The sequence below is a fragment of the Nitrospira lenta genome (assembly GCF_900403705.1).
Taxonomy (GTDB): Bacteria; Nitrospirota; Nitrospiria; order Nitrospirales; family Nitrospiraceae; genus Nitrospira_D; species Nitrospira_D lenta.
Window position 1 is genome coordinate 771,082 of the sequence record NZ_OUNR01000001.1, and the last position, 16,788, is coordinate 787,869.

The 16,788-nt window shown below is 59.6% G+C and carries 18 protein-coding genes; all 18 read right to left on the minus strand.

Annotation, left to right across the window (positions count from 1 at the left end; all coding sequences use genetic code 11):
- Positions 1–21: 21 nt before the first annotated feature.
- Entirely contained in the window at positions 22–2,280 is a 2,259-nt protein-coding gene (locus NITLEN_RS03705) for a TonB-dependent receptor family protein (RefSeq protein ID WP_121988214.1), read from the minus strand.
- A 43-nt stretch (positions 2,281–2,323) separates the two neighbouring features.
- Positions 2,324–2,623 carry a hypothetical protein gene (locus tag NITLEN_RS03710; RefSeq protein WP_121988215.1) on the minus strand — a complete coding sequence of 100 codons (300 nt, stop codon included), beginning with the start codon at positions 2,621–2,623 and terminating at the stop codon, positions 2,324–2,326.
- Positions 2,624–2,765: 142 nt separating this feature from the next.
- Positions 2,766–3,272 (minus strand): cytochrome P460 family protein, encoded by a 507-nt coding sequence (locus tag NITLEN_RS03715; RefSeq protein WP_121988216.1) that lies wholly within the window; start codon positions 3,270–3,272, stop codon positions 2,766–2,768.
- A 184-nt stretch (positions 3,273–3,456) separates the two neighbouring features.
- Positions 3,457–3,711, minus strand: a complete 255-nt coding sequence (locus NITLEN_RS03720) for a helix-turn-helix domain-containing protein (RefSeq protein ID WP_121988217.1) — start codon at positions 3,709–3,711, stop codon at positions 3,457–3,459.
- A 233-nt stretch (positions 3,712–3,944) separates the two neighbouring features.
- Complete coding sequence (locus NITLEN_RS03730; RefSeq protein ID WP_121988219.1) at positions 3,945–4,313, minus strand: hypothetical protein; 369 nt, start codon at positions 4,311–4,313, stop codon at positions 3,945–3,947.
- A 373-nt stretch (positions 4,314–4,686) separates the two neighbouring features.
- On the minus strand, positions 4,687–5,028 hold the full coding sequence (locus NITLEN_RS03735; protein ID WP_121988220.1) for a hypothetical protein: 342 nt from the start codon (positions 5,026–5,028) through the stop codon (positions 4,687–4,689).
- 180 nt (positions 5,029–5,208) lie between these two features.
- The gene (locus tag NITLEN_RS03740; RefSeq protein WP_121988221.1) at positions 5,209–7,623 is read right to left on the minus strand and encodes a TonB-dependent receptor; all 2,415 of its coding nucleotides are present in this window, start codon (positions 7,621–7,623) and stop codon (positions 5,209–5,211) included.
- A 126-nt stretch (positions 7,624–7,749) separates the two neighbouring features.
- Positions 7,750–8,058 (minus strand): hypothetical protein, encoded by a 309-nt coding sequence (locus tag NITLEN_RS03745; protein ID WP_121988222.1) that lies wholly within the window; start codon positions 8,056–8,058, stop codon positions 7,750–7,752.
- Positions 8,055–8,603, minus strand: coding sequence for a TlpA family protein disulfide reductase (locus NITLEN_RS03750; protein ID WP_281267744.1), 549 nt, complete (start codon positions 8,601–8,603; stop codon positions 8,055–8,057). The genes NITLEN_RS03745 and NITLEN_RS03750 overlap by 4 nt, the downstream gene beginning before the upstream one ends.
- 1 nt (position 8,604) lies before the next feature.
- Positions 8,605–9,894: a sialidase family protein gene (locus NITLEN_RS03755; RefSeq protein WP_121988224.1), complete on the minus strand. Its 1,290-nt coding sequence runs from the start codon at positions 9,892–9,894 to the stop codon at positions 8,605–8,607.
- Between the two features lie 9 nt (positions 9,895–9,903).
- Complete coding sequence (locus NITLEN_RS03760; RefSeq protein WP_121988225.1) at positions 9,904–11,019, minus strand: energy transducer TonB; 1,116 nt, start codon at positions 11,017–11,019, stop codon at positions 9,904–9,906.
- 79 nt (positions 11,020–11,098) lie between these two features.
- Positions 11,099–11,338 (minus strand): helix-turn-helix transcriptional regulator, encoded by a 240-nt coding sequence (locus tag NITLEN_RS03765; protein ID WP_121988226.1) that lies wholly within the window; start codon positions 11,336–11,338, stop codon positions 11,099–11,101.
- Between the two features lie 77 nt (positions 11,339–11,415).
- On the minus strand, positions 11,416–12,996 hold the full coding sequence (locus NITLEN_RS03770; protein ID WP_121988227.1) for an SMP-30/gluconolactonase/LRE family protein: 1,581 nt from the start codon (positions 12,994–12,996) through the stop codon (positions 11,416–11,418).
- Between the two features lie 76 nt (positions 12,997–13,072).
- Positions 13,073–13,390 carry a hypothetical protein gene (locus NITLEN_RS03775; RefSeq protein ID WP_146216087.1) on the minus strand — a complete coding sequence of 106 codons (318 nt, stop codon included), beginning with the start codon at positions 13,388–13,390 and terminating at the stop codon, positions 13,073–13,075.
- A 175-nt stretch (positions 13,391–13,565) separates the two neighbouring features.
- On the minus strand, positions 13,566–14,639 hold the full coding sequence (locus NITLEN_RS03780; RefSeq protein WP_121988229.1) for a transporter: 1,074 nt from the start codon (positions 14,637–14,639) through the stop codon (positions 13,566–13,568).
- 91 nt (positions 14,640–14,730) lie between these two features.
- Positions 14,731–15,039 carry a hypothetical protein gene (locus NITLEN_RS03785; protein ID WP_121988230.1) on the minus strand — a complete coding sequence of 103 codons (309 nt, stop codon included), beginning with the start codon at positions 15,037–15,039 and terminating at the stop codon, positions 14,731–14,733.
- A 4-nt stretch (positions 15,040–15,043) separates the two neighbouring features.
- The gene (locus tag NITLEN_RS03790; protein ID WP_181416618.1) at positions 15,044–15,592 is read right to left on the minus strand and encodes a peroxiredoxin family protein; all 549 of its coding nucleotides are present in this window, start codon (positions 15,590–15,592) and stop codon (positions 15,044–15,046) included.
- A 28-nt stretch (positions 15,593–15,620) separates the two neighbouring features.
- Entirely contained in the window at positions 15,621–16,748 is a 1,128-nt protein-coding gene (locus NITLEN_RS03795; RefSeq protein ID WP_146216088.1) for a transporter, read from the minus strand.
- Positions 16,749–16,788: the final 40 nt, after the last annotated feature.

Consider the following 16,788-nt stretch of genomic DNA (forward strand, 5'->3'; position numbering starts at 1 on the left):
CCCCGCCGCCGCTCGTCCCGATCAGAACTTGTATTCAACGCCCCCATAGGCGCTGATGCCTTGCGCCGGATTGGCAAACCGGTTGAGCGAGTCGTTCACGACAACCGACCCGGCATAGGTCTTGTTCGTGAGATTGCGGCCTTCCGCGTACAGCGTCAGCCGGTCGGTAATATTCCAGCCGGATTTCATATTGAGCACGAAGTAGGAGGGGTTCTTCACCGTATTCAAATAGTCCACGTAGTAGCCCGACAGCGACCATTCCACGTTCGGCGCCACCCACCATTTGTCGGGATGGTCGTACCGAAGTTCGAGACTCAGACTATGCTCCGGCGCCCCCGCGATCGTGTTCCCGTCTTTCGCAATCAGCGTCCCGGCGCCGTACACATCATCCGTGAACTTGAAGCGCGACCAGGTGTAGGCGACGCGCGTTTGGAGACTATCCTCCTTGCCTCCTCCGCCCTGCGCAAACAAGCCCTTGGTCAGCACCATGGCTCCGCCGGCTTCGACGCCGGTATGGCGGGTGCTTCCGGCATTCTGAAACGTATCTTGATTGTTGATGACCGACGCCAGCAGTTCTTTCTGCATCTCCAAGTCATAGACCGTCACATCCCAGGAATAGCGTTTATCCGCGGAGGTGCCGCGATGGCCCAATTCAAACTGCCAGGCGCGTTGCGCATCGAGATTGAGGAAGCCGTTATTGGCGCTGCCGTTGGCGTTCACCGAGGAGAGCAGCTCGACGTTGAGCGGCGCTTCGTAGGACCGGCTGGCATTGAAGTACAATTGCGAAGTCGGCGTCGTGCGATAGACAAAGCCGAGTTTCGGATTCAGGGCCTCGAACTGCCGCAGCGGCCGCTGCGCCGTGGTCGGCGTGGACGCAATCGTCGGATCGAAGGGATTGCCCGCCGGCCCGTAGTTCTGGATCGTGGCCTCCCGCGAGCTATGATCCCACCGCCCTCCGATCACGACCGTCAGATCTTTCGTCACATCGAGCGCATCCTCGGCATACGCGCCGATATAGGTCGATATGGCTCGATACTCCTGAGCCAGCGCGCCGATGCTCCCGTTGATATTCACATGCCTGGTTTGTTTCTGATTTCCATACCGCGGCTGCAGGCCGGCCGTGAACGAATGGTTCATCCCAAATAGCTGATTGGTATTCACATAGCGGATCTCGCCGCCCACGTTCTGCGTGCTCTGTCGCAGCGTCTGAAAGATCGGATGATCGACATACTGATTCGAGACGTAGGGAATGATCTCGATGAATTGATTGATGGCGAATTCGTTGTGATAGGCAATGCCGAGCCGCTGCAGATTGTAGTAGCGCCCCCATTGGCAGGTCTGGTTGTTCGTCACGCAGGCGAAGAATCCGGGCACCGGGAAAGGCGTCTGCCCGCCGACCTGACGCCGGTTCTGAGACAGCTGTTGGTTGGTCAGCGCGCCGGGGATGGATTCGGAGACGACCGATTGCAGGAAATAGGCGCGAATTTCCTGGTGGGTGCCGAGTTGCAACCCCACGTTGGCATTGATCCGCTCCCTGGCCTGCTGACTGTGATCCTGAAACCCGTCCTGCCGGTTACCGGAGACGCTGATGTAATAGTCGGCCGTCGCATTCATGTCGCCGACCTTGAAGGGTTCTGAGACTTTTCCGCTGGAGACCTGGCCGCTGACCATGCCGAAACTGCCCGCCAGGAACCGCATTTGGAGAATCGAGGCGCTGTAGCCCGTGCGCGGCACAAAGTTGATGGCCCCGCCGATCGTATTGGCCCCGTACCGGAGCGCATTGGCGCCCTTATAGACTTCGATCCGCTCATAGGCCAGCAGGTCGATGGACTCGAAGTCGGAAAATCCGTCGGCGTCGCCGAAGAAAATGCCGTTGATGAGAATATTGATGCCGCGATGATGATAATTGTTCCGCAGCGAGGTGCCGCGGATTTGGAACTGCCCTTCGTCGGCGCCGAAGCGGGACTGGAAACGCACGCCCGGCGCGAACTGCAACACGTCATTGAGATTCATCGCGCGTGATTCGGTAATCTGCTTTTCCTCGATGAGAATGTTGCTGCCCGGCCGCCTGGCCAGCTCCTTCTTGACCGATTCCACATTCTCAATCCGCTGGCCTTCGACCTGGATCGGCGCCATCTCAAGCACCGGCGGCTCATCTCCACCTACGACAGACTCCTGCGCCTGGGACTCCGACCACCCCAATCCCACACTTATTGTACTGACGACACTCAGCGTCACCACCAGCCGGCAGAACTTCAGCCAGCCACATCCCGTAGCCATGATTCCATGCTCCTTGCAAGAACGTTGTTGAGAGATCGAGACCTTATGCGAGGCCGGCCAGAGGCGGCGCCCGTGAGGAAGCAAGCAGCAACGGCACAAACCGAACTCGGATCCCAAAAACAACGGCCAGCCAGATGCTCAGCGGGAAATACGCGCTCGCAGGAGGCCACGAGACGATCGCCACCGACGAGATGTTCTGGCAATCTCCCCCACAAAACAGCTCGTGCATATCACGCTCGCCGGAACCGCGCTCCGACTCGTGCAGAATCAACGACTCCTGCGAACACACGGCGGCCTGCCCTACCAGCAGCAGGTAGAGCAAGCACAACAGCCTCACGCCCATCAAAGACAACCGTCCGATCGCATCACCGCTTTCGCGTCACACATAGAAAGGGACACGAACTATATAGACTTTGCAGCCACTCGTCTACCGACGACTGCTCACGGCTGCTACTGAGCACGATCCTCGTCCGCCCCGATTCTCTTCACATCACCGGCAATCGACAGACGCCGCAATCCAACACATCCCTCGCCACCACTCGGCCGCCGCCATCGTAGGTCGCATACGCCCATCCTTCCCGCGAATGGCACCCCAGACCCGGGTGATCCAGGCTCGACACTTTTTCCATCACAAAGACCGATCGCAAGTGCCCTCCGGTTACCGGGGCGGACGAGAAGGTTTCCACCACCAGCGCCGTCCCGACAGGAAACGTGTCCTCGTCGGTCACCGACGCCGCCTTCGGACAAACGGCAAAGCGCAGATAGCGGGGAATACCGGAGACCTCCACGTCAGACTCGACGAGCGGCCAGGTCCGATAGTGCGTCGGCACCGGCACGCCCGGCACCGGGGCGGCATTCGGCCGCCAACGAGACACCGTCAGCGCGATCGCCAGCAGCCGAACAACGACCACATTGAGCGTATAGTCGCCAGGATCTTTCCGTGTCACCGCACTGACGAACGCGGCGCGGGTCATCTCAAGACTGCCGAGCATCACTCACCTCATCCTTTCCCCGAAGACCGGGGGTTTGGGGAAAATGCATCTTCGACTCTTCAGGCAAGTTATGCGGCGCACCGTTTGTATAGCCCCGAAGGGCCGGGGACTCGGAGGGAGGCCACCTCCGACTCCCCGGGCAGGTCTGGAAGAAGGGTGCACAACCGCCAGACCCGTTTTCCACTCATCCTCGCCTCTTGCTTGCCCGGAGCCCCGATCGCAACCGCACGACCTTGCCTCGCCCATCCGGCTTACGACTCCCCTGATCGGCGCACTGTCCTTCGATGAGTCCGTTCAGCGACGCGCGAAAGATGCGCAGGCTGCCACGACCGATCTTCGTTGCGCGCAAGCGGCCCTCTTCGATCCATCGATAGATCGTCCACTTACTCACCCGGAGCAGCGCGGCCGCTTCTTGGACTCGCAATAACGATGGTTCCATCCGGTCCTCTCGAACGGCGCGTGTGGCGGGGGAGCGCCCAACCCGCGCTCCCCCGTGATGAAATCTGCGTCAGGAGGTCGCCTACACGCAGACTCCAACTCCTCCACACCATTGCCCGGCTAGTGCGCCATCCGCTGGTCGAAATACTCGTCATACCGATGCACAAAGTCCTTGGCCATCAGCGGTACCAGCAAGCCGGCATACGCACGATGCTGCGCTTCAGCATCGGCCTCCTATGATTTCGCTTGCGAGGATCCGCCGCGATCCACCCAGGCTTTGCAACCGATCCCCGATGCAAGCGCCTGCTCGACCGACATCGCCAATTGCATCGGAGGAACGCCGTCAGACTGATAGCGCACCAACACGGTGCCGTGATCGTTCAAGAACTCGACGGCGTGCACCATTGAAAAACGCCGCAGCGCTCCTTCGACCTCCTCGCGATGGTATTCGCAAAAGCGCCCGCCGATCTGGAGGATGACCTGATTGAGCACCGAAGCGTCCTGTTCTAGCCCAGTCGCCGGCTGAGGGCCCTCTTCGGCCTGAACCGGCGCACACAGACTCATCCACACCGCCAATCCAATCCCCATATGACCAAGCTTCATAGTTCCCCCTCCTCTTGGTTACTGCCAAGTCACTACCATCCAACCGGCGACGACAATCCCGTCGCGTCCAATACACGGGATGCTCAAACTGGCCGCTGATCTCACCCGCCCAACCCCGGCGCAAAGAGACAAGGCGGACTGCTCAGCATCCCGATCAAAGGCCGGAGCGGAGACTCGTGGAGAGAGCCTGCGCCCCAGTGGGTCCGGGCAAGGAGGCCGCCATACCCGGACCACACAGATGTTTCGAGACAGACCGGGGCAACCCGGATCGCTCAGGCGGAAGGCGTTCGGCTGAGCCTAGACCGGTCTCCCTAAGGAGTCCGAGCGCCCTGCCGCATGGAATCTGAAAAGAATGGAACGCGTCCCGCCTGAATTATCCGAGCGGGAGCACGGGAGGAGCACGAGAATGGAGAAATGACTGTGAAGAAACCAAGACCCGTTGAGCGGGCGCAACAACCGGAACACGTACGACCGACTCAACAACGTCGGCAGGAGCCGACGCGACCAACCCGGTCTCCGGAGTAGCCTGGCAGGCCCAGGCGCAGAGGGGCGAGTGCGCAGTCTCATGACTGTGATGCGGCGCATGTCCGCCGGCGCCGGCGGACACCGGCAAGACCAGCGAACAGGTCGCGACCAGACACACCAGTCCGACATACATCACCGCCGTAATTCCGGCGACGACCATCCCGACTGTTTTGACTGAACGACCGCTCATACCTGCCTACCCCTTCACCGTATTCATCTACGCCGATCCCACGAAACCGTCTACCGATGGCTGCTCACTTGTGCAACAGATTGTTTCGCCGCTCCAACGCGGCCAGCACAAAATCCATCTCTCACAACCGTCCATGCAAACAGGGCCGCCAGACGGTGGCCCTGTTTGCATACTCACACCCTAGAACAATCCCAGCGTCACACCGCCGTAAATAGCCCGACCGTAGCCGGAGAAAAAGGCCAACTGCCCCGCTGCTGCCGCATGCGTTTCGCCTCCGATGATCTGGCCGGACGCGGCGTACTTCTTGTCAGCCACGTTGTCGATTTCAACGAAGAATTTCGCGAACCGGAACCAGTAATTCTTCACTTCAACATGCTTATGAATATTGACGTTGCCGATCATATAGGCGGGAATGCCGAACGTATTACTATTGTTCAAGACGTAGCTATTGTAGTAGCTGCCTTCCACCCAACCGCCCCAGCCGCTTTCGGCATGTTCGTACTCCACTTTGCTATTCAGCACATCGGTCGGCACGTTCGGCACCTTCTTGCCGTCACGGACTAAGAGTCCCACCGCCGTATTCGTCTGATCTGAAAAGTTGATGTACTTCGCGTCGATATGCGTGTAGGCCCCGGAGACGCGCAGCCCGGACAACGGGCGCCAGTCGTAGAAGGCTTCGATCCCTCGATAGCGTGAGGAGTCGGCATTGACCGAAGCCACATTCGTGCCCGACACGGCCCGGGAAATGATCTCGTCCTTGAAGATCGTCCAAAATCCGACGAGCTGAATCGTGAGATCTTTGGTCAGTCTCGATTCCGTTCCGATTTCTGTATTGAGATTTTTCTGCGGCTTCAAATCGAAGTTCGTGCCGGGCAACCCGGTGACCGGATCGCGGGTGAGATTACTAAACTGCGGGATCCCGTACCCCGTCGAAGCCCGGACCCAATGCCGGTACCCCTCGGCGGGCTTCCAGGTGAGCGACGCCTCGGGCGCCCAGTTATAGAAGGTACGATTGGCGTTGGCTCGCGTCCTCACAGACCCGGCTCCCAACCCAGCCGTGTTGTTGCATGGCGCTACGCCCGTTCCTACGACAGCATCCGTAGACGAGCAGTAATTGATCGTTTGAACGCCGAGCTGCGACTGCTCAAACCCCAGTCGAATGGCCGCCGTCCACTTTGGGATGAACTCCAGCTCCTCGCCGAACCGGGCCCCGATATTCCGGATGTTCCCTCGGTTATTGGCCAACAACACGCCGCGAGTTCCCTGTCCATCACCCAGATTCTCGAATGTCTGTCCTTCCTGCTCCATGTTATTGAAGAAGAATCCGAGATAGCTCTTCAGCGGCATCTCACCCAACCGGCCGTCATGCCGCAAGTCCACATACATTTTATAGTTGGGATTCACGTTATCGGATATCTGTGAAAACGTTTGATTGATATCCTTCACGTCATAGTCGCCTTCGATCGTCAGCACCGTATTCGCGTTCAGCTGGCGCTCGTACATGCCGCCGACGATCGTGCGACGATCGAAACGCCCCTGTCGCAGTGCCGTGGCATTCGCACAACCGGACCGGTATTGACCGGGGACGCATGGCGTGAGCGCGCCGCCGGCCTGCCGATCGTCGGTCAGGAATTCCGCCTGGGTCAGCCTGGTCGGCACTCTGGTGTCCAACCAATTGGAGATCGCTTTGAAGTAGAAACTCTGCTTGTCGTCGATCTTGAACCGCAGATTGAAATTGACCGTTTGGGTCTTATAGGTGCTGTTCCGGATATACCCGTCTTCCTGCACGTTGCTGGCAAACATGGAGATATCGAGATGCTCGGTCTCCTGCCCTACCGCAAACGCCTCTTTGTGATACCCGTACGAACCGCCGGAGAAAAAGCTCTCAAATCCGTTGATATCGCTGCCGCGGCGCGTCCTGAAATGGACCATACCGCCCAGCGCATAATTGTCGTACATGGATGAGGAGGCGCCGCGGATTGCCTCTACGCTGCGCATGAACCAGGGATCATGAATGTCGAGGCGGGAGAGTCCGTCCGACTGAGTCTGAATAAAGCCATCTTCATACATCTTGATGTCGCGCACGGCAAAGGTCGTCTTGGCACCTTGCCCGCGGATCATCATGCTGAAATCCCGTGGACCGTTCGCCTGGCGCATCACCACACCGGGCAGTGACTCCATCGACTCCTTCATCGTGCGGGTCGGCTGCGAATCCGTCTCGGCCTGAATCGTCGAAGAGAGGGAGACTCCCTCCGGGCGTTTTTGGAATCGCTTGCTCACGATGCTCGTGTCCGACAATTCATATTCCGGCATCGCTCCGGCTGCCTCCGTCGCCTCTGTCTGTTCTGGCTTCACTTTTTCCGTCACGATCTTTGGCCGTTCTGCCGGCGGCACCCCGCTCTCCCGCCCTTTCTGAATCTCCTCCAGCTCCTGAAGAATTCCCTTGAGCTGCCCGCGCAGTTCCTGTTCACGCGGCAACGCCGTCGCCTCTGCGGAGTTCTGCTCCTGCGCCTGCGCGAGCAGCTGCCCCGCCGCGAGCGTTCCGATGACCGTCATGACGACTGCGATCCGACTGACACACGTAAACGACACCATGGCCCACACTCCTCTCCCGACAATGAATGATGATGAGACACAACTCCCCGCCACAGACACAGACTGCGTAAAACGCAGCACTGCCCGCACAGGGGAAGACCGATCGAACGATGTGATGATGAGGGGTTAGAAACGAGGCGGCGCCCGCGACGGAGAAAAATACGGGAAGAACAGCGATGACCGGATGGACGCGACGACCAGCACAAACACCGCCAGAGCTAGCGGCTGTAACTCCGGCGCTGCGGATAAACCGTCAACCGGTTGATTGACCTGGCAAGCCCAGGCGCAGAGCAATGAGTGGGCCGCCCCGTCGCCATGGTGATGGGGCGCGCTCGGATACGCTTGATGCGTGAGCAGACAGGCGGCGGCACTAAACGACAAGGTCAGATAAACGGCGACGGTGGCAAGCGCGAGCGGGAGGGTCCACTTCTTCACTGGGCCGGTTCCATCGCCTGCCGAATCATCGCGACCGCCTCCGGGCTGTCCCACGCGCGCGGCCCGACCGCCCGCCCGAACAATGTCCCGTCGCGGCCGATCACGACGGTGGTCGGCAACCCGCGCACCAGAAAGGATCGCGACACTTCTTGATCTTCATCGAACAGCACCGGCAGCGCGACGCCTGTCTGCGAGAGGAACTGGGCGATGCCCTGGCGCTGCAGATCGGCCGTCACCGTCAAGAGGACAAACTTCTTCGGATCCAACTGCTGCTGCAAACGGGCCAGCGACGGCATTTCCTCTTTGCAGGGCCCGCACCAGGTCGCCCAAAAGTTCACCAGCACGACTTTGCCCGCCAGGTCGCTCAACTTGACCCGCGCGCCATCCAACGACGTGAGTTCGAACGGGACAGCCTGCATGCCTGCGGGCATCCGGCTCATCTTGAGCGCGGCAACGGGATCGTGGGCAGACACGGCAGCCGCCCCAGCCAGACTGAGTATGGCCAGCAAGCCCGCAAGCTTCCATCCTTGCCGCACAACGCCCACGCTACGGCTCCTGTTTCGCGACGGCCTGAATTGCAGGCAACTGGATCGTTTGGACCACGATTCGGTGCGCCGGCATGGCATGCTCCATCCAGGCCAGCGCCGCAAGGCCTTGGGCATTGATAGAGAGCGTCGGAGTTTGCCCCTTCTTCTCGTTCAATTTCTGCGGCACGCTGAAGGTCTGCCCGCGATCCAGCGACACCCGCATCACGACCTCGCGCCGGACCGGCGACTGCTCTTCCCACACGATGATCAGCCGGCCTTCGGGATCGACGGCCATCTGCGGATGGTCCGGGAAGGTGCCCTTGGAGAGATTCAATTTCTGTTTCGGCGAAAACGTCTCGCCCTTGTCGTCTGAATAGGCGAGATAGACCGACGGCGTTTCGTCCGACCCTTCCGTGTACCAAACCACATAGAGACGTCCCAGACGATCCGTCCCCACAGACGCGGGGCGATGGGGACAACCGGGAAAGACCCATCGATCATGGCCGACGATGACCGGGGCCGCGAACGTCTGGCCTCCGTCGGTCGACCGCGCCACGACGGTCTCGCGGAGATCGCCCGGAAGAATTTTGCGCCAGGCGACGTACAACGTACCGTCCGGGCTGCTGGTCATCGACGTCCGGCAACACACGCAGGTGTTCTCATCAACCTTGAGATTCTTTTCCACCGTGCGACCTTGGTCGCTGGAACGCGTGGCAAACGTGCCGGATTCTTTCTTGCCTTCCCGCCCGTCGATCCAGGCCATATGGACAACGCCATCAGGCGCCACATGGATCGAATCAAAACTGTGACCGATGACTTGCTGATCGTCGTTCACCAACACCGACGGTTGAAAAGTCCTCCCGCCGTCGGTCGACCGGCTCAAACGCAGATCATTGGAAAACGGCTTGTCCGCGGTCATCTTCGGATGGGTCACGGCCCAGGTGATGAGCAGATCGTCGCCGGACAACGCGAGCGCCGGCGCTTCCTGACGGTTATAGGGCACCTCGCCAGGGCCATTCACCCGCACAACGTCGCCGAGAGAGTCCCCGGCCTTCTCGATGCGCGAGTAGAGCACGGTGCGGGTGTCCTTCTCCTCCTCAACCCAGGCAAGAGAGATCTGTCCCTGGCCGTCGATCCGGACAGATGGGCCCACGACGCTCCGCACTTTGCGATCCGCCGTCGATTTAGGACCGAATACGAACGACGGCGCAGACTCCGCCGACGCGATCGCGGCACAGAGCAACAGGCTGCCGGCGATTCCAAGACACCCGGCAATTCGACTTGTCATGATTTGCATCATGGGTTTCATGGATGGTTCCTATCCCGCGAGGCTATAGACGATGGGCACATACACCGCCACTTCCGCCGCGCTCAACGCCTGTTTCATATGGATGGGACAGGCCAATCGAACGGTCTCCATCGCGGCGCGATCGAGCACCTCGTGGCCGGAGCTGCGGTGTACCGTGACATCGGCCAGATGGCCATCGGCACGGAGAATGACGCGCAACACGACCTTCCCTTCCGAACCGTTCAAACGAGCCGAACTGGGATAGCGCGTCAGTTCTTTAATGCGCCGGCCGAGCGACTCCGCCAGCCAGGCATTGTCCGCCTTCGTCGCCGGTCGAACCGGAGCCACACTCGCGACCACCGGCGCATCAGCATGGTGAGCCGGCGCCTGGACCGGAGCCGCAGCCGCTGAAACGGGAGCCGCAGCAGCCGGGGCCGGTTCAGCCGGAACGGATGCGGCCGCGACCACTGTTTTCGCCGGCGCCTCTCCGACCGCTGTAAGCGGCCGCCATTCAGGCGCCGCCTCTTCAGGAGACGGGCTCTCACGATGAATCACCGGAGCCGCCTCCGCATGATGCGCGCGAGACGACGCGGGAGGCTCATACGCCTGCGCGGTGGCTACCGATTCGACCGGCGGCGCAACTTCTCTGGCAACAGGCGCCGGATGCGGCTCGCGCACCACCGGCTCAGACTTCACCACTTCTTGATGCTTGACCTCTTCTTTTTTTATCTCTTCTCGCTTAATTTCCTGCGGCTCAACCGGCTGGACCTTTGCCTGAACAATTTCCCGCACGGGCTCCGGCTTAGGCGGGACCATCGTCGGATGGACAATCTCAGGACTGTACGAAGTCGCTACGCGCGTCACAACCGTGTCAGCCGACGACTCTACCGGGGGCGTAGCCTGAACGGTCCGAACCGGTGTCGGTTTCGACGGTTGCACCGTCGGTGTGGACTGCGCTGTTTCAGGCTGAGGCACGTCCGGTGAAGGATGGACGAGCGCCACTTCCCACTGAAAGGTCTCTTCCTTGAGAACCGGTTGCACCTGAGCCGACAACACCAGCGCGACGCAGAGCGCCGCGCCATGGATGGCAAAAGATACGCCCCAGGCAGAATACGGCATGCCCTCATAATTCTCAGCAACCATCATGGCAACCTCACTGAAGGACACAAAAAAGACTCAGCGCACCGATCATCCAACACATCCGCCGGCATCAGACCCTGCGCCTTCAGCCGACAGCAGAGCCTGCAGGAGACAATTCTCCTCGATGAACGAGCAGGCCGGAAGACACGTCATCCGTCCGATTCTGTTCAACCAGTTTCTCGATCGACCGGCTAAACACCCGCAGACTGCCGCGACCGATCTTGGTGCCTTCCAACCGGCCCTGTTCCACCCAGCGGTAGATCGTCCATCGGCTGACGGCAAGCGCCGCAGCCGCCTCTTCGACACGTAATAGTGGTTTATTCATGGTCCTCTCACGTCCGGGTGCGGGAAGGAAACGGCACGTCCGCCTCCTTCCCCAGCCCTGGTGATAATTGTTCCGCCTTACTCCGGCATCCCGTGATCGTCCAGCCGCTCTGCCAGCACTGTTGGAGCCGCCGATGAACCACCGGTCAAGGACGACGTCGCTTGATTGCCTGCGGCCACCGTACCGGGCGCATAGACCATCACACCACCGAGCGTCGATCCGAGTGCCCCAATATTCTGCACCGTCTGCTTGATCAGATTATCCGTCGCGTTAATAACGGAAATGGAATTGTCGGTACTGTTGGACACGGCAATGAAGGTCGCTGCGCCAGCGCCCTGCGCCAGCACATCGAAACTATGCGCACCGGTCGAGACTAGCGGAATCTCCCTGAGGAGCGTGAGCGCCGCCGGGGTGGCGGTCAAGGTCGATGCGTCAAACGCGAACAGCCGGTCTTTCTTGGTGACCGTCGCGAGCGCCGAATTCGCCGCAAGGATATAGAAGCGATTGCCGTCCGGCGAGAACTTGAACGCGCCGGGCGCGGTTCCATCTAAAGCAGGAATAGTGAAATCCGTGCGCACGGCGGGAGTAACGCTCAAATCCAGCACGCCCAGCTTCGTCCCCTGAGGCGCCGTCGTTTGCCCGCGCAACACGAGGAACCGCCCGTTCGGGCTGATGCCGAAAGCCGTATACGGCAATCCCGTCAGATCGAGAATCGGCGTGACGGTGAAGGTCACTGGATCGATTTCAGAAATCTCATGATAGCCTTCCTGAATGCTATAGACTTTCTGGGTCAGCTTGGACCAGCGAATGCCGTGCGGCCCAGAGCCGTTAGGCGTAAACGCCGCGTTCGCAGCCGTGGTCGATTCATCATTGCACGTCGCCGGCACGGCTTCCTTGGCGGATCGGCAAAGATCGATACGGGCGATGACGCGTCGAAAATTGACGGATGTTTCGTCGCCGTCGATGACCGCGATTTCACCAGCCGTTTCGCTCGACACGAAGGCCCGCTTTGGCATGCCCGCGCCCGATGAGAACGCGGTCACCTTATGCCCATCGGCCAACAGGCAAGTCGTCCCCAAAACAACAGGCGGAACCCCGCCTGGGCCCAGGTGGGAATTATGGATCACCGTCACCGATCCGCCGCCCTGCGCGGCGCAGTTGATGAGATCATCCCCCGGCGTCAACGTTCCCCCGGCATTGTCGCCGTCGTTCATGATCCAGACAATTTCTCCATCGTTCGAATCCCGGTACATATGTACCGGCCGCGTCCCCGCTGCCAAATTTGCCTCATGGACAGGCTGGGCTCCTGTCAATGGATCGATCGCCGCAACCTTATTGGCGGCGGCCAAATTCAGGAACACCCATTCACCTTCAGAGAACTGCATGTCTCCCAACGCCACATTCTCGAACTTCGTCGCATCGATCTCGCCCAGCTTAGTGTTCCCCGTATCGCCCTTGAGCGCCACACTCACAAGCGATTTACTCGTGGTGTTGTTTACAAACACGATCGGCCCTTGCAGCGCCGCGCTGCCGCCTGACGTCGCCACAGGGGCGCTGGAATCACCCGAGCTGCAACTGGCGAGGCCAATTAGCGCCAGACCGAGCAGACTGATCTTGGCATAGGTTGAATACTGCTTTTGTGCACTGATGAATCTCATGGGTCTGTTCCTTCCTCAATTCCTAGTCTCGATACTCACGTTATCTTTTGCCGGTTCAGAGAGGCCGTCACATCATTCACACGGCCGGAGGGCCGCGAGGGATGGTTCCCGTTTGATGGGCCACGGTCCGGGGGGACCGGCCTCCTGTATTCGCCAAATATCCGAAGGGGTCGAGCTGAGCGCCGGGATTTCTTCCGGCGGATGCCTGCGTATCAACCCCGTCGCAATGCCAGACGCAATGGCTCTGACTATGCTGGGCATGATGTGACGCTCCTTGCGGACAATGCGGCGTAGTCCATTGCGGCGTCAGACTGCCGTACGCCGCAGACACCGACCCCGCGACCCAGAGCAGGGCGCAAAACCCCACCAGCGCGCGGCCGACCGCTCTCTGCATCAGGCCACTTCGACGCACTGTCGCTCGCGCACGCAGCATCCCGTCTCGCCCAGCAGGATACTCAAACAAGCCACCCAGCCAGGCCGCAGCAAGAGAAAAGGCAAGGCGTACGCTTCGGTACGTTGAGCTTCTGCGCGAAGCGAGAACGCCGCTGGCGGATTGTTTCAGCATCCTGCTATGACCCACTCAACAGTTGAAACGACTTCGTAAGCCCGAACACATAACTGACTTGCTGTTCCAGATTGCCGTTGAAATCCCGCATGACCGGAATCTGCGCGATGAAATACATCGACGCATAGCTCCAAAGATTCAGCATGACGCCGGGTGAATACGCCATGTAGGTAGAGCCAGTCGTAGGCACGGCGCGGAATCGCACTGTTGGATCGAGCAGAATGGCGCCGCCACCCGGATTAAACTGAAACAGAGAGGCGTCCATCGCATCGTTCTGCATCCAGCGGTAATTCACCTGCTGCGTCAGTACGAACCAGGGCGCCTGCTCGACCGGAATAATGTTGAACCCGGCGCTGAGATTGACCTCGTCGCCGAACTTGTACCCGTCGCTGTTCTTGAGCGTGTGCCGATAGCTCGCCAGGGCGAACTGATTCAGCCGGTGCGGGATCAACTCGTAACTCTGATAGATCGACGGCACGAATCCGAAATTGCCCTTGCCGATTTGCAACGTCGACTCGGCCAGAGATCCGCCCTGCACCCGCTGCCCGTAGTCGCCCGTCGGCAAATCGACGCCCACCCCCACCACAATCATGCTACGCAACGTGGGCAACACGTTGTACTTGAGACTCACGCGAACATCGCCGATCCCTTTGTCGCTATAGGGCACCGGCGTCAGTCCGCCGATCTGGGCGTCGGAATTCACATGCTTGTAGGGCACGGTCACTTGCAGGCCTAACCGCTCGGTCAAGCCGTAATTCATGTCGAACGTGACCGTTCGCATGAGGGTGCGAATCTGATTGGCATTCAGGTTTGCCAGGGTCAAGGTTCTGCTGCCTTGGTTGGAAAACGGAATGCTCCCGCCTTGGCCCGACGGCGCTTCCATCGGCGTGTAGTTATAAATCGCATTGACGGTCAGCAGACCGGCCATCGGGACCTGCTGTTGCGAGCCGATCACGACAAAGCAGCTCACGGAGCCGCACGAGGCCTGAACCGAGTCCGGACGGACGGCCCCCACGCTCAGAAAGAAGACGCCGAGAGAGAGAAGGATGAGCCGCCGGAATCGGGAAAAGAACATCATAAGTCTCACAATGGTTGAGGTGAAGGCGCCGGAGTGGCCGTGAATTTTTCACCGCCGCTCGATGCCATGACGCTGTCGTATGTCGAAGAAGTTAGCTGAGGAGCGCGGGCGGTCCGCGGAGGAAGCGGGAGACAGGTGAGGCCGCAGCGATACGATCGGCCCGCTGAGTATCGGCCAATTCAATGAACTGTAGGGAGGCGCTGAAGACCACCACCGCCGTGTCGATGCTCTGACCGGCCGCGCATTCCCAGGCACAAAGGCCGGTGGAGTGCGTGCCTGCCTGATGCTTCGCATGATGATCGGCATGGGCAACCGCCGGGGCCGCCAGGAACCCGCTCACGAGCACGAGGCAGAGCAGCAGCGGCCAGACCAACCAGGATTGTTTCAGTTGCGCCATCATAAATTTATCGAAGCGACGCCGCCTTGATCGGTTCCGGTTTGTGCATTTTCGCGACGACGTCAACGATCATCTGTTCCGTCAGCAAGCCGCCTTTGATGTATTCCTGCACGCGTCCCTGCTGATCGATGAACACGCTCACCGGCAAGCCGAAAACCCCGAACTGGTTCGCCACTTTATTGTCGCGATCCATCAACACGGGGAAGGTATGGCCATACTGCTTGATGTGCTCCCGCACCTTGGCATCGTCTTCAAGTTCGTTGATCGCCAGCACGACAAATCCCTTATCCCGCAGCTTATCGAAGCTGGCTTGCATGGCCGGCATTTCCGTCGTGCAGGGCTTGCACCAGGTGGCCCAGAAATTCACCAGGACCACTTTCCCACGGTACTGGCTGAGGCTATGCATCTTGCCGTCGAGATCCGCCAGACGGAATTCGTCTGCCGGCGCGCCCACCGTAGGAACCCGCGATCCCATACTCCACCCATCGAGAGCAGGGGAGGCCAGTAACACCGCAACCGCCAACGCCCATACGCATCGAGAGGTCTGTGCTCTCATAGGACTCTCCTCATTCATCACAGTCGCACTACGACGGCTTCACCAGCTGAAACGAGCGGGTGAGTCCGAACACGAAACTGGTGCCTTGCGCCAAACTACCGTTGGAATCCCGCGCAAACGGAATCTGTGCGTAGAAATACATCGAGGTCATGTTCGTCCAGCTGGATTCAACAAGCTGTCCGAGACTGACCTGAAAGCCAGGAGAGAAGGCGTGGTACGTCGAACCGGTCGTTGGCACAGCGCGATTTCTAATTGTGGGGTCAAGCACAACTGGCTCCCCAGGAAAGTCCGGCGCATCAGCCGGCGTGGCCGATCGTGACAGCGAAGACTTAAAATTGTCATGAACCAAATAGCGGTAATTCACCTGGCCGGTCAAAACCAGCCAGGGCGTCGCCACATAGTTCAGACCGGCGTTGATCATGTACTCGTCGCCGAACTGATACCCGTCATTGTTCCGGAACGTATGACGGTAGCTGGCCGAGGCAAACTGATTCAACAGATGGGGGATCAACTCATAGCTCTGGTAGACGGTCGGGTTCAGCCCGACTTGTCCGCGCCCCAGCTGCGTCGGCGACTCCATAATATTTTCTTCGCTGTCATGCGCATGAGTATTACCCGTTGGAAGGTAGACCCCTAGGCCCAGCACCACCATATTGCGAAGAGTCGGCAACACGTTGTACTTCAGCCCCACGCGAATATCGCCGATCCCATTAGCCGAAAACCGGTTCGGATCTCCCTCGCCGTTTGCACCACCTTCTCCCAAACCGTCGATGTGCTTATGCGTGCGCCACATATACGGAACCGTCAGTTGCACGCCCAGCCGGTCGGTCAGGCCATAGTTCAGATCCAACGTGGCCTGCTGCGTAATGGTGCGGGTCTCTTTGTGGTGATCCAGAATCATCTGCCGGCTAGCTTGATCGACGGCCGGGATCACGCCGGAGGTCCCCTCCAAGAGTCGCATGGGTGTGTAATTGTAAATGCCGTTGACCGTAAGGAGCCCCGCCTGCGGAACCTGCTGTTGGGACCCGATGACGACAAAACAGTTGACCGCTCCGCACGAGGCTGATGCGCCGGGAGCAAAGGACAGGGAGATCACGATACTGACAATGGCTGCGGCAATAAGGATTCGACCGGAGAGCTTCATTTCGTTAATCAACCTTTGCTTCTTTGCTCTGTCCCACTAGGACATCAAGCGC

Coding starts and splice junctions, on each gene's coding strand:
- NITLEN_RS03705 (WP_121988214.1), bottom strand. CDS start 2,280: ATGGCTACGGGATGTGGCTGGCTGAAGTTCTGCCGGCTGGTGGTGACG.
- NITLEN_RS03710 (WP_121988215.1), bottom strand. CDS start 2,623: ATGGGCGTGAGGCTGTTGTGCTTGCTCTACCTGCTGCTGGTAGGGCAG.
- NITLEN_RS03715 (WP_121988216.1), bottom strand. CDS start 3,272: ATGCTCGGCAGTCTTGAGATGACCCGCGCCGCGTTCGTCAGTGCGGTG.
- NITLEN_RS03720 (WP_121988217.1), bottom strand. CDS start 3,711: ATGGAACCATCGTTATTGCGAGTCCAAGAAGCGGCCGCGCTGCTCCGG.
- NITLEN_RS03730 (WP_121988219.1), bottom strand. CDS start 4,313: ATGAAGCTTGGTCATATGGGGATTGGATTGGCGGTGTGGATGAGTCTG.
- NITLEN_RS03735 (WP_121988220.1), bottom strand. CDS start 5,028: ATGAGCGGTCGTTCAGTCAAAACAGTCGGGATGGTCGTCGCCGGAATT.
- NITLEN_RS03740 (WP_121988221.1), bottom strand. CDS start 7,623: ATGGTGTCGTTTACGTGTGTCAGTCGGATCGCAGTCGTCATGACGGTC.
- NITLEN_RS03755 (WP_121988224.1), bottom strand. CDS start 9,894: ATGAAACCCATGATGCAAATCATGACAAGTCGAATTGCCGGGTGTCTT.
- NITLEN_RS03760 (WP_121988225.1), bottom strand. CDS start 11,019: ATGATGGTTGCTGAGAATTATGAGGGCATGCCGTATTCTGCCTGGGGC.
- NITLEN_RS03765 (WP_121988226.1), bottom strand. CDS start 11,338: ATGAATAAACCACTATTACGTGTCGAAGAGGCGGCTGCGGCGCTTGCC.
- NITLEN_RS03770 (WP_121988227.1), bottom strand. CDS start 12,996: ATGAGATTCATCAGTGCACAAAAGCAGTATTCAACCTATGCCAAGATC.
- NITLEN_RS03775 (WP_146216087.1), bottom strand. CDS start 13,390: ATGCAGAGAGCGGTCGGCCGCGCGCTGGTGGGGTTTTGCGCCCTGCTC.
- NITLEN_RS03780 (WP_121988229.1), bottom strand. CDS start 14,639: ATGATGTTCTTTTCCCGATTCCGGCGGCTCATCCTTCTCTCTCTCGGC.
- NITLEN_RS03785 (WP_121988230.1), bottom strand. CDS start 15,039: ATGATGGCGCAACTGAAACAATCCTGGTTGGTCTGGCCGCTGCTGCTC.
- NITLEN_RS03790 (WP_181416618.1), bottom strand. CDS start 15,592: ATGAGAGCACAGACCTCTCGATGCGTATGGGCGTTGGCGGTTGCGGTG.